The organism is Burkholderia cepacia (assembly GCF_001039005.1).
In the GTDB taxonomy this organism is placed as follows: domain Bacteria; phylum Pseudomonadota; class Gammaproteobacteria; order Burkholderiales; family Burkholderiaceae; genus Burkholderia; species Burkholderia theae.
Genome location: NZ_LDWR01000078.1, coordinates 1 through 23,414, shown reverse-complemented (window position 1 = coordinate 23,414; position 23,414 = coordinate 1). Strand labels below are relative to the sequence as shown.

Below are 23,414 nucleotides of genomic sequence, written 5' to 3'. Positions count from 1 at the left end.
TGCAGCGGTATGCGCACCTGTCGGCGGATCACCTGGCGCAATGGGTCACGCCGCTGACGGCCGAGCCCGCGCCGATGCCAGCTGCAATTCAGCTGCAACGATTTACCTACGCCCGTCCCGCCCTTGCCCGGCAAGGCCCCGCACGCCGCGCCCGGCGCAAAACCAAGGTTGCGCAAGCTCAATCAAGGCCGCCCCGTCTCACCAAGGCTGCAATCCGGCTGCACGGCACGCACCGTGCCCGCCCGTGAACATCACGTGCTGGTCCGAGAAGCGTAAAGCGCGCAGCACATCTGCGACACGCGCCGCGCTGCGTGCCCACGCAGGCCACGCATGCGTCTCGTTGAACGTCGCTCCGCGAAGCTCGACCATGGGAACCCTCTTCACTGCCTCACGGTTCGAGACCCTGCCATGGCAAGCAGCACGACATCGACATGCGTTCACCGCGCGCCGGCCGGCACGGCCGCCGTCCGCCATGCCCTCCTGCATCGGGGGCGCCAGCCATGATCGCGCGCGCACTGCAGGGCGACACGGTCGACGCGCTGTGCTGGCGTCATTACGGCCGCACGGACGGCACCGTCGAAGCCGTGCTCGAAGCCAATACCGGGCTCGCCGGCCGCGGTGTCGTGCTGCCGGCGAACACGCCCGTCTATCTGCCGCCGCTCGACACCGTGACGAGCGCACGTCCGTTGCTGCAACTATTTGACTGACCCTGGAATCGCCGTCATGGCCGAACCGAACCTCACCACCGCCGCCATGCTGTCCGCTGCGATCGGCATCGCCGGGCTCGCGCCCGGCATCGACGGCAACGCGCTGATCGGCGCGTTCACGGGCGCGGCGCTCGTGGTCGTCACGTCGAAGGAGATCGGCGTTGCGCGACGCACCGCCTACCTGCTGATCTCGCTCGTGATGGGCTATCTCGCCGCGCCGGAAATCGTCGCCGCCACCCCGATCCATTCGACGGGCGTCGCCGCGTTCTTCGCGGCGGCACTCGTCATCGCCGTCACACTGCAGCTCATCGAGCGGGTCAAGACGCTGGACCTGCTCGCGCTGTTCCGCAAAGGGGGATGACATGCCTCTCCCGTTCGCGCTGATCGCGCTCTGCGCACACGTCGCCGTGCTCGTGCGCGTGCTCATCTACCGGCGCAACGGCGCGCGGCACCGGCATCGCGTGTCCTGGTTCGCGTGGATTCTCGTTGCGGCCGCCGGCGGCGCATCGATCGAGCTGCTGCTGCATGCCGGATCCGTCGGCTTTTTCGATGCAGCCACCGCCGTGTTGCTGGCGATGGCCGTCTGCGGCACGCGCGGCAACGTCGCGCGCCTCCTGAGGAGTGAATGATCATGAAAACGCGCCGCCTCGGCGACCACGGCGATGACGTCGGCCTGCTGCAACGCTGGCTGATCCGCGCCGGCTACGCCGTGCAGGTTACCCACCTCTACGACGCGGCGACCGAAGCCGCCGTCATCGCGCTGCAACGGAAAACCGGCCTCGTCGACGACGGCATCGCCGGCCCGAAAACCTATGCCGCGCTGGCCACCGGCCAGCGCGATCCGAAACACCTCGCGCTCGCCGACCTCGAACGCGCCGCACACACGCTCGACGTGCCGCTCGCCTGCATTCGCGCGGTCAACGAGGTCGAGTCGCGCGGCGCCGGGTTCCTGCCCGACGGCCGGCCCGTCATCCTGTTCGAACGCCACGTGTTCTGGAAGCGGCTGCAGGCACGCGGCATCGATCCCGCACCGTTCGCGGCCCGGCAGCCGGACATCGTGTCGCGCACGCGCGGCGGTTATCGCGGCGGCGCCGCGGAATACACGCGCATCGCGATGGCCGAGTCGATCGACGCCGGCGCCGCGTGGGAATCCGCGAGCTGGGGATCGTTCCAGGTGATGGGCTACCACTGGGAACGCCTCGGTTATGCGGGCATCGACGAATTCGTCGCGTGCATGGAAAGCGGCGAAGCGCAGCACCTCGACGCGTTCGTCCGTTACATCGCGGCCGACGACGCGCTGCGCAGGATGCTCGGCGCCCGCCAGTGGGCCGCATTCGCCCGCGCGTACAACGGGCCCGACTACGCGGCGAACCTCTATGACGTGAAGCTCGCGCGCGCCTATGACCGCTATACGGCACAACCGGCGCCGCCGACGCAGGCCGCATCCGGCACGCCACGCGGATCGGTAGACGCGACCGCCGCCGCATGACCGAACTCGCCGCGAAATTCGCCGCCGGCGCCGCCGCGCTTGCCGCGTGCATCGCCGTGGCGCTGTACCTGCATGCGCTGCGTGCCGACCTTGCGTACGCGCGGCAGCAACGCGTCGACGTGCAACAGGCACTTGCCGCGCGCGACGACATCATTTCGCGCATGCGGCAGGACGCCGCCGAGCACGCGCAACAGCAGGCGCGGCTCGACCGCTCGCAGGCCGCGATCGCATCGAAGCTCGACACCACTCGACTTGAAAACCGGAGATTGACCGATGAAAACGCCGCGCTTCGCGCCTGGGCTGACACTCTTCTGCCTGACGACGTTGTCCGCCTGCAAGCCAATCCCGCTCTCACCGGCGCCGATGATTACGTCGAACACGTGCCAGACGGTGACCGCGTGCACGCTGCCGATGCTCGCGCCCCGCACCAACGGTGAACTCGATGGCGCGCTCACGCTCGCGAAGGCGGCCTGGGCGACTTGCGCGGCGAAAGTCGACATGATCGCGGCGTGCCAGGCCGGCACGCCCGCGCCCGACCATGGAGCGCATTCGCATGATTAAGCCGGACAGCCTGCGGCGGGCGCTCGCCGCCGCGATCCCGGCGTTCGGGACCGAACCGGGCGCACTGAGCGTGCTCATCGAGCAAGGGGCGGTCGCGACGACCGGCACGCTGACGCCATCGTTCGAATACCGCTATACCGCCCACGTGCTTGCGACGAATTTCTCCGGCGACACGGACCCGGTGTTCGTCGCGCTGGTCGAATGGGCGCGTGCGAACCAGCCGGATCTCGTGACGAATCCGGCCGCGCGCGCGAGCGGCATCACGTTCGAGGTCGGCATCCGCGACCAGGCGGCGGTCGACCTGTCGATCCGGCTGGCGCTGACGGAAAGCGTCGTCGTCACCACCGGGCCGGATGGCCGGCATGTGATCACGCACGTCGACGACACGCACGTCGATCCCGCTAACACGCTGACCTGGGTCGCGCTGCCGCAGATCCGGTGAACCCGGCGGGCACGTGCCCGCCTTCCCGCACACCGCGTCGAATCCACGTGCGCTCGAGCGAACGATGCGCACCGCGAACGCGTCGTCATTCGCCGGGCTCCTGCGCCGCTGCACGCGCCGCACATCGCAGCCGGCCACCTCACCTCGCCTCGTCCGCCGTGACGAAACCGCACGCGACGATCGCAACGCCGATCATCCGTTGCGCATTCCCGCCGCATCCGCCGGCGTCGACGATGCGTCCGTCGTCGACGGTGTCGTTCATCACAGCGCCACCATGCGCGCGCTGCAACGTGGGTCCATGCTGTCTCCCTGACAAGACACCGATCCGGTCATTCGCACGGCATCCACCGACACTTCACCGCAACGCGATCCGGTGAACAACCCACCCGCCGCTCGCCATCCCGACGTCGATCAGCCCGCCGCATTCAACCCTCGCGACCGCATCGCGAAAGCGAACGACTCCATCCTCAAGCCGACCGGTGTTGCGATTTTCGACGCACGTCTTCGTGCCGGCATCCGGTGCGTGCTGTCTTCGCCGCGACGACACAGGGCATCGCTCGCGCGCTGACCACCCGGCCGGCACCATGGCTGCATGGACGCAAATGAAATTCAACGGCAGGCACGCAACGCCGTGCGCAAGGGAACGATCCTCGCGGTCGACCATGCGGCGGCGTTGTGCCGCGTCTCGGTCGGCGATGCCGATTCCGACGGCAGCGGGCTGCAGACCAACTGGATTCCGTGGGTCGCAGGCACCGCCGGCGGCACCCGCGACTGGTTGCCGCCGACGCCGGGCGAACAGGTCGTGCTGCTTTGCCCGATGGGCGATCCGGCACAGGGTGTCGCGCTGCGCGGGGTCTATTCGAATGCCGCACCGGCGCCGGCCTCGAGCCCGGACACCCACGCACGTGTCTACCCCGACGGCGCGAGCATCACGTACGACCACGCCGCGCATGCGCTCACGGCCGAGCTGCCCGCAGGCGCGACCGTGCGCGTCGTCGCACCGGGATCGGTCGTGGTGCAGACCCGCGACGCGACCGTGCAGGCCGACCGCATCACGTTCGACGCGCCGCAGACGACCTGCACCGGCGCGATGACAGTCAAGGGCCCGTTCGCGTTCGAAGCCGGCATGACCGGCACGGGCGGTGCAGGCGGTGGCGCCACGATGCAGATCGACGGCGCGGCCACCTTCACCCGTGAAGTGAAATCCCAGGGCATCAGCCTCCCGCATCACACGCATCGCGAACAGGGCGATGGACAACTCGTGAGCGAACCGCAATGAAAGGCATGAACGCGAACACCGGCCGCTCGATCTCGGGCCTGGACCACTTCTACCAGTCGATCGGCAGGATCGTGACGACGCCGCTCGCGTCGTGCGTGAAGCGCCGCACGTTCGGCTCCGAGCTGCCCGACCTGATCGACGCACCGGGCAACGGCACCGTACGCACGCGGCTGTATGCGGCCGTCGCGACGGCACTCATGCGCTGGGAACCGCGCCTGACGCTCACCCGTGTCGTGCTCGCCGCAGACGACGCGAATGCGGCGGCCGGGTCCGTCTATCTCGACATCGAAGGCTGGACCGGCGAGAACGGCACGGCCGTGTCGACTCGCGTGCCGGTGGCGAACGGGAGCCCGGCATGAGCGTGACGCCGATCGACCTCTCGCAGCTGCCGTCACCCGACGTCGTCGAAACGATCGACTACGAAACCCTGCTTGCCGCGCGCAAGGCACGGCTCGTGTCGCTCTACCCGGCGGCGGAACAGGCCGAAATCGCCGCGACGCTCGCGCTCGAATCGGAACCGCTCGTGAAACTGCTGCAGGAAAACGCGTACCGCGAGATCGTGCTGCGGCAGCGGGTGAACGATGCCGCCCGCGCGGTCATGCTCGCCTATGCGGTCGGCGCCGACCTCGACCACCTCGCGGCGCTGTTCGGCATCCGGCGCCTGACGATCACGCCCGCCGATCCGGAACACGACATCGCGGCGGTGATGGAAAGCGACACCGACCTGCGCGCCCGTGCGCAGCTCGCGCCGCAGAGCTTCTCGGTCGCCGGCCCCGAAGGCGCGTACGTCTCGCACGCACGCAACGCGGACGGCCGTGTGCTCGACGCGTCGGCGATCAGCCCGGCGCCGTGCGAAGTCCTCGTCACGGTGCTCGCGCGCGACGGCGACGGCACGGCCCTCCCAGCGCTGATCGATGCCGTGGCGGCCGCGCTGCAGGCCGACGACGTGCGACCGCTCACTGACAAGGTCACGGTCCGCGGCGCGGAGATCCTGCGCTACCAGGTGCGCGCGCGGCTGGTGTTCTTTGCCGGTCCGGATCGCGCCGTGGCGCTCGCGGAAGCCAACCGGGCGATGAAGAAGTACACCGAATCGATGCATCGACTCGGGATGGAAGTCACGCTCGACGGGATCTACGCGGCCGCCCGCGCGGCCGGCGTGCAGAAGGTGATCCTTGAAAGCCCGCTTGCCGGCCTGCCGGCGACGAAGCAGCAGGCGCCGTACTGCACCGGGATCGAGCTGATCGACGGCGGGGTGTACAGCAATGATTGACATCCTGCCGCCGAACGCAACACGGCTCGAACGCCGGCTCGCGACGACGAACGCCCGTCTCGACGACGTGCCGACGCCGCTCGCGACACTGATGAACCCGGACGCCATCCGGTCCGACCTGCTGCCGTGGCTCGCGTGGCACCTCGGCGTCGATGCGTGGAAGGACTACTGGCCCGAGTACGTGAAGCGCGCCCGTGTCAGCCAGGCGATTCCGATTGCCCGTCGCAAGGGCACCGCAGCGTCGGTGCGCGAAGTCGTCGCGGCCTTCGGCGGAAACATCGTCCTGCGCGAATGGTTCGAGCAGCACCCGCCGGGCCAGCCCGGCACGTTCGACCTCGTGATGACGGTCAGCGGCCAGGAGGGCGAACCGCCGACCGCCGAGTACGTCGCCGACATCCTCGCGGAAATCGACCGGACCAAACCCGTGCGGGCGCACTACACGTTCACGCAGGGCTTCGAGATGCGGGGCCGGCAACCGGTCGGCGCCGCCGCGCGCGTGGCGGCCTATCGCCGCCTGAACCTCACCGACTACTGATCGCACATGGCAACCCAGATCATCATCACCGACGCCGGCCGTGCCGCGCTCGTCGCCGCCGGCAACGGCGGCACGAACGCCCACCAGGTCGTGGAAATCGGCCTGGCGAACGCTCCGTTCGTCGCCGACAAGGGGCTCACGAAGCTGCCGAACGAGCTGAAGCGGATCAAGTCCTTCGGCGGCGCCAATGTCGCACCGGACACGATTCACACGACGCTCAAGGACGACACCGCGGACCAGTACTCGCTCTACGGATTCGGTCTCTATCTCGAGAACGGCGTGCTGCTGGCCAGTTATGGCCAGGCGACGCCGATCATGGAGAAGTCGCCGGCCGCGTTGCTGCTGCTGTCGACCGACATGCAGTTCACGACGATCGATGCGACGAAACTCGTGTTCGGCGACGCGTCGTTCCTGAATCCGCCGGCGACCACCGAGCGTCAGGGCGTGGTCGAGCTGGCGACGCAGGGGGAGGTCGACGCGGGCAGCGATGACACACGCGCCATCACGCCAAAGACGGCTGCGTCGCGATACGCAGCATTGACCGGCGCGAAGTTCACCGGCCCGGTCATCACCGAATTCGATGCGGGTCCGGACACCGCGCACGTGTTGATTCGCCCGCCATCGGGTAAGAACGGCCGCGAAAGCCGTGTGCGCCTGCATGGCACGTTCGGCGGCAACAACGCCGATACCGGGTCGCGACTGGTCGCGACGATCCGCTCCGGTTTCGACAATGGTTCTTGGGGGCGCGAGTACGTCGACTTGTGGCTCAACCGCAACGCCAACGACAATCAGGCCGATGCGAACCAGGCGCGCGCCCTGCGGATCGGCTACGGCGGCCGCGTACTCGTGGGCGACGTCAAGAATGACGATGGCAACTCGCGACTGCGCGTCGGCGGAGACATCGTTGCCGAAGGCACGAGCTATTCGAAGGTTGCATCGATCGACGGTGGCGCCGGCAACTTCTCGACGCTGTTTTTTACTGACGGCGGCAAGATCCGCTGGTCGATGTTCAAGCGGGATGGCACGGCAACCGGCGGCAATGGCGGCAACGACTTCGGTGTGAACGCGTTCGCGGACGACGGCGTCACGCAGTTCCCCGCGTTTCGCGTCAGCCGCGGCACGCAGGCATTTTCGGTTGCGAAGCGCCTGCTCGTCGGCGACGTCGCCGACGACGGCCGCAACATGATCCAGGCAGCAGGAAGCGCCACGTTCAATGGCGGGATCACGTCACGTGCGATGGACGCCAACGGCGCCCATTTCCGCGCGATCTCCAACGACTACGGCGCCTTCCTGCGCAACGACGGCACGAACGTGTATCTGCTGTCGACCAACAAAAGCAATCCGGAAGGCCAGTGGAACGATTTCCGCCCGTTCGCCTGGAATCTCGCGACCGGTCTCGTCACGATCGACGGCCAAGGCGTCGGTACGACGATTGGAGGAAACGCTGCTGTACGAGGCGAGCTTTCGGTTGGTACCGGTCAGGCTCAAGGCTCGATTCGTGTCGGCCCTGTCGACGGCTTCCTCTATTCGAACAGCGATGGCTATGGCTGGTGGACGCCGACAAAAGGCGCGTTCCAGTATTACATCGCCGATCGCACTTTCCGCATTGACGGTAACCCTGTGTGGCACTCGGGCAACCTCACGCCGCTCGACCGCGCGACGGGCGGCACGATGTCGGGCGATCTGTGGTTCGATCCGGGCAAGCGGCTTCTCCTGTCCGAAGGCAGCGCGCAGGCACCGTCGCTCACATTCATCAACGACGGCACACCGGACACCGGCCTGTATCACATCGGCGACGGGTCGTTCGGCATCACGTGCAACGCGACTCCGCAGGTTTCGTTCACTCAGGGCGGAACCGTCTTCCAGACTTCGGTGAAGGGCCCGACACCCGCGGCGAGCGACCGCTCGACATCGCTCGCGACGACCGAATGGGTGCAGGCCGCCCTCTCGACCGCGACCATCGGCCAGATCGTGTTCGAGCCGCGCACGCTGGCGCGCGCCGGCTTCCTGAAAGCCAACGGCACCGCCGTCAACCGTGCGGACTACCCGGCCCTGTGGGCCTACGCGCAGGCCAGCGGCACGCTGGTATCGGAAGACGAATGGCACAAGGATCGCTGGGGCTGCTTCTCGACCGGCGACGGCGCGACGACGTTCCGTATCCCGGAGCTTCGCGGCGAATTCATCCGCGGCTGGGATGACGGCCGCGGCGTCGACCCGCAACGCGCCATCGGTTCGTCCCAGGCCGATCAGAACCGACTGCATGTCCACGGTGCGAGCGCGAGCGCAGTCGACGGCCACGTGCACACGACGTGGACGGACCAGGGCGGCTGGCACGGGCACCACGGCTGGACCGGCGGTGTCGGCGACCACCAGCACGTTTCCCCGTGGGGCGAAAGCGTGAGCGTCTACCGCCCGCCCTGGGGAACCTGGGGGGCCAACAACACGGGCTCCGGAAGCAGCGATGGCGACAACGTGTGGGGGATGACGAGTCCGGCCGGTGGCCACAACCACGAATTCAACACGGACGGCGCCGGCACCCACAACCACACCGCCGGCACCGCCGCCGCCGGTGGCCATAGCCACGCCATCTCCGTCAACCCCGACGGCGGTAACGAAGCGCGGCCGCGCAACGTCGCGCTGCTCGCCATGATCCGCGCCTACTAACCTGGATATCGAAACATGCTGATCCACCACTACAGCCAATCAAGCGGCGAATACCTGAGCAGCAGCCAGCCCGACGCCGATCCGCGCAACGCCGAACGCTGGCTCGTGCCGTCATGGGCGACGTTCGACGAGCCGCCGGCGCGCACGCCGACGACCTGGCCGTTCTATCGCGACGCCGCGTGGACCCTTTTGCCTGACTTCCGCGGCCGGATCTGCTATCGCACCGATACGGGCGAAGCGGTCGAAATCGCGACCGCCGGCAAGACGCCCGACGAGCTCGGCCTGACGACCGAAGCGCGACCGTCCGCGCGCCACGCATGGATCAACGGCGCATGGACCATCCCGGCCGCGCTGCTCGAACAGGAAAAACGCGACGCCGCGATGGCCGAGTTCGAGCGACGCCTGGAAGCCGCGCGCAAGGCCAACGCCGGCAAGGCCGATGCCTACGCCGCAGGCCTGCTCGCCGACGAAGGCATCTATTACTTCAAGGCCTGGTCGGCCTACCAGATGGCGCTCGTTTCAGTCATCCAGGCGGACACGTTCCCCGACGACGTGGCATGGCCGGCAACGCCGGCACCGTACGTACCGCCGCCGCCGCCGCCGCCGGCCGAGCCGAGCGCACCTGCAGCTCCGGTCGCGGACCCCGAGACCTGATCCGCACGGGATTCATCCCGTTCTCTTTCATCTGCACACACAGGAGCCACACACCATGCCGCAGGATTATCACCACGGCGTACGCGTCATCGAAATCAATGAGGGCTCGCGCCCGATCCGCACCGTGTCGACGGCCGTCGTCGGCATCGTCTGCACGGCGTCGGACGCCGACGCCACCGCATTCCCGCTCGACACGCCCGTCCTTCTGACCAACGTCGTTGCCGCGCTCGGCAAGGCCGGCACCAAGGGCACGCTGCGACGCACGCTCGATGCGATCGGCCGGCAGACCAAGCCGGTCACGATCGTCGTGCGCGTCGCCGAAGGCAAGGACGCCGCCGAGACGGCGACCAACGTGATCGGCGCCGTCACCGCCGACGGCAAGTACACCGGCATGAAGGCGCTGCTCGGCGCGCAGGCGCGTTTCGGCGTGAAGCCGCGCATCCTCGCGACGCCGGGCCTCGACACGCAGCCCGTCGCCGCCGCACTGGCGTCGATCGCGCAGTCGCTGCGCGCGTTCGCGTATGTGTCGGCCAACGGCTGCAAGACCAAGGAAGAAGCCGTCACGTATCGCAAGCAGTTCAGCCAGCGCGAACTGATGGTGGTCTGGCCGGACTTCCTCGCATGGGACGACACGACCAACAAGACCGTCGTCGTGCCGGCCACCGCGTATGCCGCCGGCCTGCGCGCGAAGATCGACAACGACACCGGCTGGCACAAGACGCTGTCGAACGTCGGCGTGAACGGCGTCACCGGCATCAGCGCCGACGTGTCGTGGGACCTGCAGGATCCGGCGACGGACGCGGGTTTCCTGAACGAACAGGACGTGACGACGCTCGTGAACCGCAACGGCTTCCGCTTCTGGGGTTCGCGCACGTGCTCGGACGATCCGCTGTTCGCGTTCGAGAACTACACGCGCACCGCGCAGGTCATCGCGGATTCGATCGCCGAAGCGCAGATGGCCATCATCGACGGCCCGCTCAACCCGTCGCTGCCGCGCGACATCATCGAGACCATCAACGCCAAGTTCCGCGAATGGATCTCGCAGGGCTACCTGATCGGCGGCTCGGCCTGGTACGACCCGGAGCCGAACACGACCGACGTGCTGAAGTCCGGCAAGGCCTATCTCGACTACGAGTACACGCCGGTTCCGCCGCTCGAAAACCTGATGCTGCGCCAGCGCATCACCGACCGTTATCTCGCCGATTTCGCCGCGCGCGTGAGCGCGTAACGACCGGCCTCACCAGGAGTCAAACACGATGGGTATGCCTCGCAAACTCAAGGGATTCAACCTGTTCCAGAACGGCGAGAACTTCGTCGGCCAGGTTGTCGAAGTCACGCTGCCGAAGCTCACGCGCAAGATGGAGGATTACCAGGGCGGCGGCATGAGCGGCCCGATCAAGGTCGATTTCGGGCAGGAAGGGATCCAGCTCGAATGGACCTGCGGCGGCTTCATGCGCTCCGTGCTCGGCCAGTATGCGATCACGAAGCACGACGGCGTGCTGCTGCGCTTCGCCGGCGGTTACCAGTCCGAGGATTCGACCAACGTCGACGCGATCGAGATCGTCATCCGCGGCCGCCACAGCGAAATCGACCCGGGCACGGCGAAATCGAAGGAAGACACCGCGTTCAAGGTCACGACCGTCGCCAGCTACTACAAGCTGTCCGTGAACGGCCAGGACGTGATCGAAATCGACTTCGTCAACATGATCGAGAAGGTCAACGGCAACGATCTGTTCGCCGCGCTGCGCAACGCGATCGGCCTGTAATACGCCACCCGGCCGGTTACGCCGGCCGGGCCTGCGCTGCCCCGCACTTCCTCCGACACAACACCGACAGGACCACCATGAATCCGATTCAATCCGACCCGGCCGCCAACGACCTGCAGGTCGAGGCTTCCGCCGTGACGGCCATCGCGACGCCCGACCAGGACGATCCGGCCACCCACACGCTCGACACGCCGCTCGTGCGCGGCAACCAGACGATCACGTCGATCACGCTGCGCAAACCGAAATCGGGCGAGCTGCGCGGCGTATCGCTGTCCGACCTCGTCAGCCTCGACGTGGTCGCACTGTCGAAGGTGCTGCCGCGCATCAGCGTGCCGATGCTGACGGAAGCCGACGTCGCCAATATCGACCCCGCCGATCTCGTACAGCTGGGGGGCATCTTCGCCGGTTTTTTGATGCCGAAGGCCGTGAAATCCCGACTGGCCTCCCAGAACGCGTAGAAGACCCGATGGCAGACATCGCGACGGTGTTCGGCTGGACACCGCCCGTGATGGACGCCTTCAGCCTGGCCGAGCTGATGGACTGGCGCGAGCGTGCGCGAGTGCGCGCCGGCGCCCAATGAGCGAAACGATCGACGATGGACAACACCACGAAACTGCGCGTCATGTTCGACATGGTCGACAACATGACGAAGCCCCTGCAACTGATGCTGACCGGCAACCGGGGGCTGGCCGACTCGCTGCGGGCCACCCGTCGCGAGCTGGATGAGATGGCGAAGACGCAGAAGCGCATCAGCGAGTTTCGCGAATTGCGCGGCGGCGTAGCCAGGACCGCGTCCGAGCTCAAGGCGGCGAAGATGCGTGTCGGCGAGCTGCGCGTATCGCTGCGCGAGTTCGGTCCGCCGTCACGCCAGATGATCGACGACTTCGACAAGGTGCAACGCACGGCCTCAAGTCTGACAGCCACGCAAGGCAAGCAGGTCGCGCGCATACGCGAACTGCGCACCCAGCTCGTCGGCGCAGGCATCGACACACGCTATCTCGACAAGCACGAGTTCGAACTGGCCACGAACAGCGCGCGACGCAAGTCGAAGATGAGCGCGGATCTGCTCGCGGTCGACGAAGGTCGCCGCAAGCGTGCCGAAGCCAGGCGCGCAAAGATCGACGCGCTGAAAGGCGTCGGCGAGAAGTGGACGACACGCGGCAAGGCCGTCAAAGGCGTCGGCACGGAGATGTTCGGCATGCTGTCCGAACCGCTCGACGCCGCGAAGCAGGCCGAAAGCGAAACGCTGCGCATGCAGGCGCAAGGCGCATCGGCCGACGCCGTGAAGTTCGCGCGTGCACAGCAGGTCGATGGCCAGTCGACCATCGACAACCTGGCGTCGATGCGCGAGTCGCTGTCGGCGCTCGGCGGCGACGAGCAACGTGCGCGCGTCGTGTTCCGGACGGTGGCGAACATGAAATCGGCGAACGAGGCGCTGTTCGGCAAGGACGACGCGAAGGCGAACGTCGACAAGTTCATGGGCATGCTGAAGGTGATCGACCTGCGCGGCGGCACAAAAGACGAAACCGCGCTCGGCAGCGAGGCGAATGCCGTACAGCGGATGTTGCTGGCGACCGGCGGCAAGGTCAGCGTCGACGAGTGGAGCAATTTCGCCGAATCGGGCGGCAGCGCGGCCCGGGGCCTGCGTACCGATGCGTTCTACTACCAGATGCAGCCGCTCATCGAGAAGCTCGGCGGAAAAGCGGCCGGCGAAGGCCTCACGTCGCTGTCCGGCAGCGCCCTTCAGGGCAAGATGACCGCGCCCGCCGCGCAACGGCTGACGGCGCTCGGCCTGGTCGATCCGAAGCAGGTCATGCGTGGCAAGAACGGCGCGATCAGCGGGCTGAAGCCAGGTGCGCTGGCCGGCAGCGCCATGCTGCAGGCATCGCCACTCGAATGGCTCGAAAAGGTGCTGCTGCCCAAGCTCGCCGCGAAGGGAATCACCAGCCCCGACAAGATCAAGGCCACGATCGCGAAGCTCTTCCCCGACAAGACCGCGGGGAACCTGCTCGCGACGATGGTCGAGCTGCGCGAGCAGATCCACGACACCGAACGGCAGAGCGCGGGGGCCGACGGCATCGGCGAGATGAAGTCGAAAGGCATGACGTCGACCCAGGGCCGCGAACTCGCCGCGCTCGCACAACTGCGCGACCTGAAGCTCGAGATCGGTGAACGCGTCACGCCGCTCTACAACAAGGCGCTCGACCTCACGGCAACCGCGATCGGGAAGGTCGTCCGGTTCATGCGCGAGCACCGCACGGCCTCGACCGTGATCGTCACGACCTTGACGGTGCTCGCCGGGCTGTTCGTCGCCGTCGGCACACTCGCAACGACATTCGGCACCGTGCTCGCGTCGCGCGCGGTGCTCAACTTCGCGATGTCGACCGCCAACGCGTTCAAGCTGGTCGGGCAGGCCTTGTTCGTGGTCGGCCGCCTGGCGCTCGCGAATCCGCTGCTCGCCGTGGTCACGCTGATCGCAGTAGCCGCCCTCTACGTCTGGCAGAACTGGGACACGCTCGGTCCGAAGTTCATCGCGCTGTGGGACACCATCAAGGAAGCGTTCGGCGCGGCCGGCGACTGGATCACCGCGAAATGGGATGCCACCGTCGAGTGGGTGAAAACCACGCTCGGCAGCATCGGCGACTGGTTTAGCGACATCGGCACGCGTTTCCAGGAAATCGGCACCAACCTGGTAACCGGGCTCATCGACGGCATCACGAGCCGCTTCGGCGCGCTGAAGGACACGATCGGCAACCTCGGCGGCTCGGCGGTCGGCTGGCTCAAGGAAAAACTCGGCATGCAGGCTTCGACCACGCCCGACGACGGCACCGGCGCCAGCAGCGTCAACTCCCCGGCCCGCATGACGCGAACCGCGGCCGCACTCACGACTGCCGCCGCCCTGGTCGGCCCGCCCGCGTTCGCTGCAAGCCCGGCGATCGCAGCCGCCGCCCCACTCGAGCGCTACAGCATGTCGCACGACTACTACCCGCCGCTCACCGCGCCGGCCGCCGCCGCGAGCGCCGCGCCACCGGCTGGCCCGGTCACCATCAACATCGCGGCGCCACCCGGCGTCGATGCGGCCGAGCTTGCCCGCCTGGTGCGTATCGAGCTCGACCGCGCCGACCGCGCGAAGGCGTCGCGCACCGCGTCGCGCCTGTCCGATTGATTGTCCGCTGGAGGAAACCCGCCCATGATGATGTCGCTCGACCAGTTCGTTTTCAGCCTGGCGACCACGCCGTACCAGGAGCTCCAGCGCCAGCGCAACTGGAAGCATCGCACCAGTTCGCGCATCGGCGTGCGCGACGCGAGCCAGTTCACCGGCGCCGGCGATGACACGATCACCCTCACCGGCATCGTCGCCCCCGACAACGGCATCGGCGAGATTGCGTCGATCGACGCGCTCGCCCGGATGGGCGACGCCGGCGACGCCTACGTGCTCGTCGACGGCAACGGCAACGTGTACGGCGCGTACGTCATCGACAGCCTCAACGAAACGGCCACGTATCACACGAAGGAAGGCATTCCGCGCAAGATCGCGTTCACGCTGACGCTCAAGCGCGTCGACGACGGCGTGCTGTCCGAAGTACAGCAGGACGAAGAAAGCGGAGCGGCCGACCAATGAGCACGCAGGAACGCAAGCCCGGCGACGCGCAGGCCCGCGCGGGACGCGTGCAACCGCAGGCCGACTACCGCATCACGCTCGACGGCCGCGACCTGTCGCGCCTGATCGCACCCAACCTCATCAGCCTGTCGCTGTCGGAATCGCGCGCGGACGAGGCCGACATGCTCGACCTGGTGCTCGACGACGCGCAGGGCGCGTTCGCGATTCCGAAACGCGGCGCCAGCATCAAGGTGTCGATCGGATGGGTCGGCGAGCCGCTGGTCGACAAGGGCGCGTTCACGGTCGACGAAGTCGAGCACGGCGGCGCACCGGACATCATCACGATTCGCGCACGCTCGGCATCGATGACGAACGACATGCACGAACGCCGGGAAAAAAGCTGGCACCGGCAGACGATCGGCGCAATCGTGCGAACCATTGCCACGCGCTACGGGCTCACGGCCGCCGTCGACGCGACCCTCGCCGCGACGCGGATCGACCATGTCGACCAGACGCAGGAATCCGACATGTCGTTCCTGACGCGCCTCGCCAGACGCTACGACGCGGTGATGACCGTGAAGGACAAGCATCTGCTGTTCACGCCGATCGGCAGCGGCAAGACGGTCAGCGGCAAGCCGCTCGACGTGCTGGCCATCACGCGTGCGAGCGGCGACCAGCACCGCTATCACATCGCGCAGCGTGACAGCTACACATCGGTGCGCGCGCACTATCACTCGAACGGCAGCGCGCGGCGGCTGTCGGTGGTCGTCGGCGATGCAAAAGGCAAGAACGCCAAGGTGCTGCCCGAAGACTATGCGACCGAAGCCGAGGCTCGCGCGGCAGCGCAGGCCGACTATGCGCGCACGCAGCGCGGGCAGTCGACGATGAGCTACACGCTCGCACTCGGCCGGCCAGAACTGTTTCCCGAAATGCCCGTCACCGTGACGGGCTTCAAGCCGGAGATCGACGACACGCCGTGGCTCGTGAAAAAAGCGACGCATACGATCGGCGACGGCGGTTTCACGACCGCGCTCGAACTCGAGGTGCGCGACGCGCCGAAGCAGTCACGTCGCGGCGGGAGCGCTGGCAAGCGCTGACCGGTGGAGCGGCAGCCTGCGCCGTCAAGTCGGACGCGCGACCAGGTGCGGTCGATCTCGGTGGCGAATTCGGGATCTCGGCGCGATGCGGGGCGACACAACACACGCAAAACGCGGTTCAGGTTCGCAGGGAAGGCCGGATTGAATGCCGGCCTGAAGGGGAGATTCGTTGAGGTGGCTGCGATGCGCGTGCGTGCAGCCCGGAGCGGGTACCGCCCGCCATCGCACGACCGGGGCGCGACGACGGCCTGCGCGAGCGTTCAGCTCGATTGCTGACGACCGCCGCGAATCAGGTGCGTATCGCACGAGTCACCGCATTGCTGCAATGTGGCACGCGCATCGCGCAGATTGGCCATCGCCTGCAGCGCAGCTTCGAGCACCTGCCCGACCGACAACATGGCGGTGTCGATCGCGGCATGCGCATCCGCGCGCTCATCGTCGGTCAGGTCCGAACGAAATCGCGGTGAACCGATCGTCAATCCACGCGCGTCCGCGCGATGATCGGCGTGCGCCGACGCGCCAATCGTCCCGTTGTCGTGCTTCCTGTTGGTGTCCATTTTTCCGGTCTCCGCAATCACAGTCATCAACCGGGGGCCGCCTGACACGACGGGCTCGCCTCGGAACGCCCCGCCGCCAGCTCTCCGGCTTTCAGAATGCTAAACTAATACTGTATGGATATACAGTCTTTCGTCCGATTTTATCCGAAGCACCTGTGCGATGCGTTCACGGCACTGCCATGCTGCTCGTTGCGGCGCCTGGCTGGTGCGCGTGCGGAGAGGGGTCGGGGAAAGGACTGTCGCGTCCGCCGAAGTGCGGACACACGCTGATGCAGCGGGTCGATGCACGCATGCCTGCGCCGATGACGCGCCGCGCAGCCCATCGCATCGGGCCAGCGGGGGGATGACGGGCCACCCTCGCCGTCGCATGTGCGACCGATCGAAACGGGCGGGAAGCAGCAGTGCCTGTCGCACCGCATGCACACGCGGCCGGTGTGGTTGCGGGACTTGGCCCCGCCGGCCGCTTACTTCTTCGCTTGCTTCACCACGCGCTCGGCCTTCAGCCGTTCGACCTCGGCCATCGCTCGCTCGACGTTTTCCGCCGTGCGCTGATCGAGCGCCGCGCGGCGCTTCTCCGGCACGCGCTTCGCGCGCCGCGGCGCCGCGGCCTGCACCATCGCGCCCGTGCTGATGCAGCTGGCGAGGAACGCATGCAGCGATGCCTTGCCGGTGTCGTTGAGCTGCCGGTACATCGCGAGCACGTCGGCTTCGTCCGCGTCGCGGCTGCCCGCCTCCGGCGCCGCTTCACCGGCCGTGAACCGTTCGCCGGTCAGCACATAACCGATATCGACACCGATCTCGCGAACGGCCAGCAGATAGGCCGCGTCGGGAGAGCGTTCGTCCGACTCGTATGCCGACTGCGAGCGCCTCGCGACACCGCCCACGGTCGCGAACTCGTCCTGGCTGAGCCCGATCCGCAAGCGCTCGTCCCGCAAGCGACTCCCGATTTGTGTCATAAATTACCCATTAATAATTGACGCGTCGTTTTGTGCTCATTACACTAGCCTTACCGTAACGCAAGACTAACTCCGCAAAGTATACCGACCATGACCACACCCAAAGGCCCGCGCCGTTCGCCGCGCGGCACGATGTCGGACAAGCCCGTCTACGTGGGGCTGACGCCGGTCGAGCGCGGCGAACTCGAGCAGCTCGCCGCACAACGCAACCGCTCGATTTCCAGCATGGCTCGCGAATTGATCCGCATCGGCGCCGGCCATCTGCGCGCGATCGCGACGCCGCGCGCCCTCACCACCCGCAATTGATCCGGAGCGCCTTCATGTTCTCCGCCTTCGAACGCGCCCGATGGTCCGGGCCCGCAACGTCGATTGTGAGCCGCGCGAGCACCCGCATCCATCCGCCGATCGGCCAGCGATGCAGCCCGCCGCCCGTGCGACACACGACCGGCCCCGGCCACGCGCACCCTCTCGCCCGGAGTCACGCCCCATGCGCATCCTGAACCGCTGCCCGCACTGCCGCACGCGCGCCACCGCGCGCAGCAGCCGCGAAATGTCGCTGACCTTCCGCGAGATCACCTTCCAGTGCGCGAATCCGGAGTGCGGCCACACGTACGTGGTCAACATGGAATTCGCACGCACGCTGTCGCCGTCCGCCGTCCCGAACCTGGCGTTGCAGTTGCCGCTCTCGCCGCACGTGCGCGAACGCCTGGCCGCGCAACTCGAACTGCCCGTCTGACGCGCTAACCCCGTCGTTCCCCGTTTCCCTCGCATCGTGCCTGGACGGCGCGGGGGAGCGCTTTTGCTTTGAAAAGGACACCTCATGATCTCGATCCACGCGGGCCGCGCCATCCGCTGCCCCGTCGGCCATGCGATGGCCCGCCGCCCGGCGCATCACGCATGGCTCTTCGGCCCGGAGGCGCGCGCATGAACCGTTACGCCGCAGAACCCGCGCCGCACGACGTCGCGCTGCGCGCCGCCATCGCGGCGGCGGCCGACACGCTGTGCTTCGACGACCCGCCGGACAGCATCGCGCGGCAGCACACGCTCGGCCGCTTCGTGTCGGCGCTCGCCGATCGCCTGGCGCTCGGCTTCCCGCAATCCGCCGCCGCGCTGCGTGCACTCGCCGCTTCACCGGCCACGGCGGCCAATCCCGTGCAATCCACACAACCGCAACCTGAACGGCAGCAATGACGAAGATGGCTTCGATCGACGAACTGAAACGACACATCGACCTGCACGACCTCGCTGGCCGTCTCGGCCTGAAACGCGGACGCGGCGGCGACCGCGCGCTCTACCACTCGCCGCAGCACACAGACCGGAACCCGTCGCTGTCGATCTATGCGAACCACCCGAAGTACGGCACCGGCTGGCGCGATCACAGCGCCGATGCCGGCGGTTCGTGCATCGATCTCGTGATCCATGCACGCGGCGGCACCGTCGCCGACGCCGTTCGTTATCTCCACGACACATACGGCCTCCCGTCCGAGCGACCGGCGCCGGCCGAGCGCCGCGAGAAATCGACGGTCGAATATATCGCCGACCGGTGTACGGCCGAGCGCGAGCGCGCGCGCGACTACCTCGGCGGCCGCGGCATTTCCGCCGCCGCGATCGACACGGCGCTCGCAGCGCGCACCCTCGGCTTCAATACGTGGACAAGCCCGAAGGTCGCCGCCGGCGATGTCGGCCACGGTGGCCCCGCCGCCGCTTTCGTGGTGCGCGCGCCGGGCGATGCGCGTGTCGTCGCGGTCGACATGCGCTACGTCGACCCCGCGCTCAACGGCGGCGTCAAGACGCAGACCCAGGGCGACAAGGCCGGTTACGGCTGGACCGCCGACGCGCGCCGGCTCGACCGGGCAAGGCGCGTGATCATCGTCGAAAGCGCGATCAACGCGCTGTCGATCGACACGTGCGCACTGCCCGGCACGGCCGCGCTCGCGCTGCGGGGCCTCGCGAACGTCGAGCACATCGACTTCACGTTCCTGCGCGGCAAGCAGGTCACGATCTGCCTGGACAACGACGAACCATTCGCGGAGGGCCACCCGCGCGCCGGGCAACGCCCGGGCCCAGAGGCCGCGTGGGCGCTCCACGAACGGCTGACCGCACTCGACATCAGCGCCGTGCTGGTCGACCAGTCGGACTGGCTTGCCGACCTGGCGGACGGCGACACCGCGCGCACGCCGATCAACGACGCGAACGACTACCTGCAGCTGCGCGGCCCGGCCGACCTGGCACGTGCGCTCGACCAGCTCGAGCCCTGGCTCGTCGCCGGCCTGCCCGGCGACGCGTCGCGCCGCGGCCGGCCGCGCGTGTTCCTGCCGCCGCACGACTTCGCGCAGTACTGGCGGTTTCGCGTGCGGCCGGACTTCACGAGCTACATCACCAAGATGGATCGCAACGAGGAGTCCGGTGTCGACACGCCCGTGATGACGGATCTGTGCGGCTTTCGCATCGCCGGCATCAGCCGCGTGGCCGTCGCGAGCGCGACCTCGACGATGACGGGTGACGCCGACCAGGCGCCCACCGTCTACTTTGCCGTGTCGGTGCAGGCGCCGCGGCACGGCGCGCAACTGATCCGCCGCGTGATGCTCGACGACCAGCTGCACAACGTCGACCAGTGGAGCAAGTTCGGCCCGATCTGGGCACCGGCGCCGTTCAAGCGGATGGTGAACATCCTCGAGCGCGGCGCCGACCTGGGCGCGCGCCGGGCCGCGAACTTCGTCGGGCTCGCGTGGCGCGACGGCCGTCTGATCGTCAACGAAGGCCCCGACTGCTACTTCACCGAAGCGGACAAGCAGTGCCCGTATCACAACCTGACGTTCCCGGGCGGCCCGGTGAGCGACGCGCGCCGCGTGATCGCGGCGTACCAGACGACCTTCCGGCAGAACGCGGCGACGATCCCGCTCGTGTGGGCACTCGGCGGCCACCTGAAGGCGCTGCTCGGCTTCTGGCCGCACCTCACGATCCAGGCGAACAAGGGCGCGGGCAAGTCGACGCTCATCAAGCGGCTCGAACGCTCGCTTGCCTTCACGATGTTCTCGGGGCAGTCGCTGCAGACCGAATTCCGCTTGCTGACCAGCATCAGCCACACCAGCCACCCGGTCGGCTGGGAAGAGCTGTCGGCACGCCGGCAGGACGTGATCGACAAGGCGGTCGGGTTGCTGCAGGAGAACTACCAGTACACGGTGACCCGGCGCGGCACCGACATGACCGAATACCTGCTGTGCGCGCCCGTGATGCTCGCCGGCGAGGACGTGCCGGTGCGCAGCCTGCTCGGCAAGCTGGTGCGCACGACGCTGACCGGCAAGCGCGGGCCGCTGCTACCCGACGACCTGCCGCGCTTCCCGGTCCGGCAATGGCTCGACTTCCTGACCGGCCTCGACCGACGCACCGCGCTCGACCAGTACGCGACGCTGCGCGACAAGGCCCTGGCCGGCTGCCGCGCGAGCGGCGAGGACGACGGCGCGCGGCGCATGGCCGGCAACTACGCGGCCATCGGGCTCGCGTGGCGCTACCTGTGCGAATTCGCCGGCATGGACCCGAGCGAAGGCGATTTCCCGCGCGACCTGATCGCCGAGATGAACGGCCACGTCGCCGAAACGAGCGCCGACCGCGAGCCGTGGGTCTGGATCATGGAAACGGTGCTGTCGGAAATCGACGGCGGCAACTACAAACATCCGTACACGTTCGACACCGTCGACGGCGAGTTCTGCCTGCTGCTGCGCACCGGGCACGTGATGGACCACCTCGCGCACACGAGCGCGCTGCGTGACAAATGGAACGGCCTGCCCGTGAAATCCGATCGCGTGTTCAAGGCGCAGCTCAAGCATGCCGGCGTCGTGGTCGGCGAAAAGGAGGTCGAGCGCCGCATCTACATGCGCCGCGTGCCCTACCTGACACCGGTGTCGCTCGAGCGCCTGGCTGCATTCGGCCTGCACGTGTCGGTGCGCGAGGATCTGGCGACCGACTCGCTGCAGGGAGGCCGCGCATGAGCCGCGCTCCGGCCAGCCGGCCGCCGCGCAGCCGATACCGCCGGGAGCAGGCACGCAGCGCACGCGAGTCATGGTTATCGCGGGGGTCGACTCGCAAGTCCTTGATTCTTGAAGGAACTGCCGCCGCGCATCGCGCGGGATTCGCCATGTGTGGCGTCGTTTTTGCCACGTGTCCGGATCACCCGCAGGCCACCGCCCCTTCCTCTCCTTCTCTCTTCAAATCATTGAAAGAAAAGAAGAAAGAGAACCGGGAAGCCGCAGCAACCGGCCGCAATCGCGCACCACGAGTCGGACACGCGTTGCCATCAGTCGCGGGCGATGCCGCAGTTTCGCGCCACGGGTTCTTCGGGGCTGCCACGCGTGATTGATGGCAGCCGACGGCAAACGAATTTCTTGAATATCAACGTGTTATGTGCCCTTCACACGCGATCCATCACTCCACGAGTTGCGCTGCCTGCCCGCCCGGTGCGCGGCACGCCGGCGACCCGAATCCGGCAATCGTCGACCTGGCTGGCGCGGCGGCCCTGCTCGGCGCGCATCCCGAAACGGTGCGCCTGAAGGCCAGGGCCGGCGCGCTGCCCGGCCGCAAGGTCGGCAAGCGCTGGATCTTTTCCATCGTCGCGCTGCAGCGCTACCTCGCCGGAGAGTGGCTCCCGCAAGTCGCACTCGATCAGCAAGAGGAATCACACCCATGTCGCTCTACAAACGAAAAACCAGCCCGAACTGGCAATACAAGCTGTACCCCCCTGGCGGCGGAACGCCGGTACAGGGAAGCACTGGCACCCGCGACAAAGCGCAGGCCCAGGAATTCCACGACCGGCTGAAGGTCGACCTGTGGAACCAGGTCCGGCTCGGCACGAAGCCGCGACATTCGTGGAACGACGCGGTCATCCGCTATGTCGGCGAACGCTCGGGACTCGCGAGCCTGGAGACATCGAAGATCCACCTGCGCTGGCTCGACCGGCACCTGTCCGGCGTCGCGCTCGCCGACATCGACCGGAACCGCGTCGATGCGATCGCGCTCGCCAAGCGCCGCGAGCCGCGCATGGTGCGCACCCGGCATGGTCTCGTCGAGACCGACCGGGCCGTCAGCGACGGCACCGTACGCCGCGTGATCGGCGTGCTGAAGTCCGTGTTGAATGCGGCCGTCGAATGGGAATGGCTGGACCGCGCGCCGGTCACGAAACGTGCGAAGGTCGTCGCGAAACGGATCCGCTGGCTGACGCCGGCGGAGGCGGAGCGCTTGCTTGCCGAACTGCCCGCGCATCTCGCCGACATGGCGCGCTTCAGTCTCGAAACCGGCTTGCGCCGCGCCAACGTGACGGGGCTGCAATGGTCGCAAGTCGACCTTGCGCGGCGCGTCGCGTGGATCCACCCGGACCAGGCGAAGGCGCGCAAGGCGATCACGGTGCCGCTGTCGGATACCGCGATCGCCGTGCTGCAGCGCCAGCGCGCGAACCCGCGGGCGCCGGAATACGCGGACAGTGTGTTCACGTATCGCGGCAAGGCGGTCTATCAGACGGCCACGGCCGCATGGGCCAAGGCGCTGCAGCGCGCCGGCCTGCGCGACTTCCGCTGGCACGACCTGCGTCACACCTGGGCGAGCTGGCACGTGCAGCGCGGCACGCCGCTGCAGGTCCTCAAGGAACTGGGCGGATGGGAAACGATGGAAATGGTGCAGCGGTATGCGCACCTGTCGGCGGATCACCTGGCGCAATGGGTCACGCCGCTGACGGCCGAGCCCGCGCCGATGCCAGCTGCAATTCAGCTGCAACGAGACTGTCCGACGACGGGAGAAAACCGCTGAGAGCCTGACTAGACTTGGCGCGCCCGGCTGGGATCGAACC

The 23,414-nt window shown here is 67.7% G+C and carries 31 protein-coding genes and 1 pseudogene; 29 read left to right on the top strand and 3 right to left on the bottom strand.

What is annotated here, in order from left to right; all coding sequences use genetic code 11:
• The 23 genes and pseudogenes from VL15_RS43425 to VL15_RS35510 all read left to right on the top strand — a co-directional run.
• A pseudogene (locus VL15_RS43425) lies at window positions 1–248 on the top strand (hypothetical protein); the annotation flags it as partial.
• A 252-nt stretch (window positions 249–500) separates the two neighbouring features.
• The gene (locus tag VL15_RS35605) at window positions 501–707 is read left to right on the top strand and encodes a tail protein X (RefSeq protein ID WP_048251476.1); all 207 of its coding nucleotides are present in this window, start codon (window positions 501–503) and stop codon (window positions 705–707) included.
• A 16-nt stretch (window positions 708–723) separates the two neighbouring features.
• Window positions 724–1,068 carry a putative holin gene (locus VL15_RS35600; protein WP_048251475.1) on the top strand — a complete coding sequence of 115 codons (345 nt, stop codon included), beginning with the start codon at window positions 724–726 and terminating at the stop codon, window positions 1,066–1,068.
• 1 nt (window position 1,069) lies between these two features.
• On the top strand, window positions 1,070–1,336 hold the full coding sequence (locus tag VL15_RS35595; RefSeq protein WP_048251474.1) for a phage holin family protein: 267 nt from the start codon (window positions 1,070–1,072) through the stop codon (window positions 1,334–1,336).
• Between the two features lie 2 nt (window positions 1,337–1,338).
• The gene (locus tag VL15_RS35590) at window positions 1,339–2,196 is read left to right on the top strand and encodes an N-acetylmuramidase domain-containing protein (RefSeq protein WP_048251478.1); all 858 of its coding nucleotides are present in this window, start codon (window positions 1,339–1,341) and stop codon (window positions 2,194–2,196) included.
• The gene (gene lysB / locus VL15_RS35585) at window positions 2,193–2,633 is read left to right on the top strand and encodes an Rz-like lysis system protein LysB (RefSeq protein WP_048251473.1); all 441 of its coding nucleotides are present in this window, start codon (window positions 2,193–2,195) and stop codon (window positions 2,631–2,633) included. The genes VL15_RS35590 and lysB overlap by 4 nt, the downstream gene beginning before the upstream one ends.
• Window positions 2,521–2,757, top strand: coding sequence for an Rz1-like lysis system protein LysC (gene lysC, locus VL15_RS43420; protein ID WP_230684597.1), 237 nt, complete (start codon window positions 2,521–2,523; stop codon window positions 2,755–2,757). The genes lysB and lysC overlap by 113 nt, the downstream gene beginning before the upstream one ends.
• Entirely contained in the window at window positions 2,750–3,199 is a 450-nt protein-coding gene (locus VL15_RS35575; RefSeq protein WP_048251471.1) for a phage tail protein, read from the top strand. Before lysC ends, VL15_RS35575 begins: the two co-directional genes overlap by 8 nt.
• A 64-nt stretch (window positions 3,200–3,263) precedes the next feature.
• A complete protein-coding gene (locus VL15_RS42350) occupies window positions 3,264–3,512 on the top strand; it encodes a hypothetical protein (RefSeq protein ID WP_155420365.1) in 249 nt (82 codons plus the stop codon).
• A 60-nt stretch (window positions 3,513–3,572) separates the two neighbouring features.
• On the top strand, window positions 3,573–3,767 hold the full coding sequence (locus VL15_RS42345; RefSeq protein WP_155420364.1) for a hypothetical protein: 195 nt from the start codon (window positions 3,573–3,575) through the stop codon (window positions 3,765–3,767).
• A gap of 24 nt (window positions 3,768–3,791) precedes the next feature.
• Window positions 3,792–4,478, top strand: coding sequence for a phage baseplate assembly protein V (locus VL15_RS35570; protein ID WP_048251470.1), 687 nt, complete (start codon window positions 3,792–3,794; stop codon window positions 4,476–4,478).
• Window positions 4,475–4,837, top strand: a complete 363-nt coding sequence (locus VL15_RS35565; protein ID WP_048251469.1) for a GPW/gp25 family protein — start codon at window positions 4,475–4,477, stop codon at window positions 4,835–4,837. The genes VL15_RS35570 and VL15_RS35565 overlap by 4 nt, the downstream gene beginning before the upstream one ends.
• Window positions 4,834–5,748, top strand: a complete 915-nt coding sequence (locus tag VL15_RS35560) for a baseplate J/gp47 family protein (RefSeq protein WP_048251468.1) — start codon at window positions 4,834–4,836, stop codon at window positions 5,746–5,748. The genes VL15_RS35565 and VL15_RS35560 overlap by 4 nt, the downstream gene beginning before the upstream one ends.
• Complete coding sequence (locus tag VL15_RS35555; RefSeq protein ID WP_048251467.1) at window positions 5,741–6,283, top strand: phage tail protein I; 543 nt, start codon at window positions 5,741–5,743, stop codon at window positions 6,281–6,283. Before VL15_RS35560 ends, VL15_RS35555 begins: the two co-directional genes overlap by 8 nt.
• 6 nt (window positions 6,284–6,289) lie before the next feature.
• The gene (locus tag VL15_RS35550; RefSeq protein ID WP_048251466.1) at window positions 6,290–8,947 is read left to right on the top strand and encodes a phage tail protein; all 2,658 of its coding nucleotides are present in this window, start codon (window positions 6,290–6,292) and stop codon (window positions 8,945–8,947) included.
• A 15-nt stretch (window positions 8,948–8,962) separates the two neighbouring features.
• Window positions 8,963–9,601 carry a tail fiber assembly protein gene (locus VL15_RS35545; protein ID WP_048251465.1) on the top strand — a complete coding sequence of 213 codons (639 nt, stop codon included), beginning with the start codon at window positions 8,963–8,965 and terminating at the stop codon, window positions 9,599–9,601.
• A gap of 55 nt (window positions 9,602–9,656) precedes the next feature.
• Window positions 9,657–10,829, top strand: a complete 1,173-nt coding sequence (locus VL15_RS35540) for a phage tail sheath protein (protein ID WP_048251464.1) — start codon at window positions 9,657–9,659, stop codon at window positions 10,827–10,829.
• Between the two features lie 28 nt (window positions 10,830–10,857).
• A complete protein-coding gene (locus tag VL15_RS35535; RefSeq protein ID WP_048251463.1) occupies window positions 10,858–11,367 on the top strand; it encodes a phage major tail tube protein in 510 nt (169 codons plus the stop codon).
• Window positions 11,368–11,444: 77 nt separating this feature from the next.
• Complete coding sequence (locus VL15_RS35530) at window positions 11,445–11,825, top strand: phage tail assembly protein (RefSeq protein ID WP_048251462.1); 381 nt, start codon at window positions 11,445–11,447, stop codon at window positions 11,823–11,825.
• An 8-nt stretch (window positions 11,826–11,833) separates the two neighbouring features.
• On the top strand, window positions 11,834–11,947 hold the full coding sequence (locus VL15_RS41205; protein ID WP_006484104.1) for a GpE family phage tail protein: 114 nt from the start codon (window positions 11,834–11,836) through the stop codon (window positions 11,945–11,947).
• Between the two features lie 15 nt (window positions 11,948–11,962).
• The gene (locus VL15_RS35520) at window positions 11,963–14,533 is read left to right on the top strand and encodes a hypothetical protein (RefSeq protein ID WP_048251461.1); all 2,571 of its coding nucleotides are present in this window, start codon (window positions 11,963–11,965) and stop codon (window positions 14,531–14,533) included.
• A gap of 24 nt (window positions 14,534–14,557) precedes the next feature.
• Window positions 14,558–14,989, top strand: a complete 432-nt coding sequence (locus tag VL15_RS35515; RefSeq protein WP_048251460.1) for a phage tail protein — start codon at window positions 14,558–14,560, stop codon at window positions 14,987–14,989.
• On the top strand, window positions 14,986–16,065 hold the full coding sequence (locus VL15_RS35510; protein WP_048251459.1) for a phage late control D family protein: 1,080 nt from the start codon (window positions 14,986–14,988) through the stop codon (window positions 16,063–16,065). Before VL15_RS35515 ends, VL15_RS35510 begins: the two co-directional genes overlap by 4 nt.
• Window positions 16,066–16,325: 260 nt before the next feature.
• Here VL15_RS35510 and VL15_RS35505 read toward each other — a convergent pair whose 3' ends face one another.
• Window positions 16,326–16,649, bottom strand: coding sequence for a hypothetical protein (locus tag VL15_RS35505; protein ID WP_230684596.1), 324 nt, complete (start codon window positions 16,647–16,649; stop codon window positions 16,326–16,328).
• 437 nt (window positions 16,650–17,086) lie between these two features.
• Entirely contained in the window at window positions 17,087–17,578 is a 492-nt protein-coding gene (locus VL15_RS35500) for a helix-turn-helix domain-containing protein (protein WP_048251457.1), read from the bottom strand.
• A gap of 90 nt (window positions 17,579–17,668) precedes the next feature.
• On the opposite strand from VL15_RS35500, the gene VL15_RS35495 reads away from it, so the two are divergent.
• From VL15_RS35495 to VL15_RS35480, 4 genes are all read left to right on the top strand, one after another.
• The gene (locus VL15_RS35495; RefSeq protein WP_048251456.1) at window positions 17,669–17,884 is read left to right on the top strand and encodes a hypothetical protein; all 216 of its coding nucleotides are present in this window, start codon (window positions 17,669–17,671) and stop codon (window positions 17,882–17,884) included.
• Between the two features lie 181 nt (window positions 17,885–18,065).
• A complete protein-coding gene (locus VL15_RS35490; RefSeq protein WP_048251455.1) occupies window positions 18,066–18,314 on the top strand; it encodes an ogr/Delta-like zinc finger family protein in 249 nt (82 codons plus the stop codon).
• A 188-nt stretch (window positions 18,315–18,502) separates the two neighbouring features.
• Window positions 18,503–18,769: a hypothetical protein gene (locus VL15_RS35485; protein WP_048251454.1), complete on the top strand. Its 267-nt coding sequence runs from the start codon at window positions 18,503–18,505 to the stop codon at window positions 18,767–18,769.
• A 5-nt stretch (window positions 18,770–18,774) separates the two neighbouring features.
• Complete coding sequence (locus tag VL15_RS35480) at window positions 18,775–21,567, top strand: toprim domain-containing protein (RefSeq protein WP_048251477.1); 2,793 nt, start codon at window positions 18,775–18,777, stop codon at window positions 21,565–21,567.
• A 419-nt stretch (window positions 21,568–21,986) separates the two neighbouring features.
• Here VL15_RS35480 and VL15_RS43415 read toward each other — a convergent pair whose 3' ends face one another.
• A complete protein-coding gene (locus VL15_RS43415; protein ID WP_230684600.1) occupies window positions 21,987–22,244 on the bottom strand; it encodes a hypothetical protein in 258 nt (85 codons plus the stop codon).
• On the opposite strand from VL15_RS43415, the gene VL15_RS43410 reads away from it, so the two are divergent.
• Together VL15_RS43410 and VL15_RS35470 are read left to right on the top strand one after the other, a co-directional pair.
• Window positions 22,143–22,391: a DNA-binding protein gene (locus tag VL15_RS43410; protein ID WP_230684599.1), complete on the top strand. Its 249-nt coding sequence runs from the start codon at window positions 22,143–22,145 to the stop codon at window positions 22,389–22,391. The genes VL15_RS43415 and VL15_RS43410 overlap by 102 nt on opposite strands.
• The gene (locus VL15_RS35470) at window positions 22,304–23,374 is read left to right on the top strand and encodes a tyrosine-type recombinase/integrase (RefSeq protein ID WP_230684598.1); all 1,071 of its coding nucleotides are present in this window, start codon (window positions 22,304–22,306) and stop codon (window positions 23,372–23,374) included. The genes VL15_RS43410 and VL15_RS35470 overlap by 88 nt, the downstream gene beginning before the upstream one ends.
• Window positions 23,375–23,414: the final 40 nt, after the last annotated feature.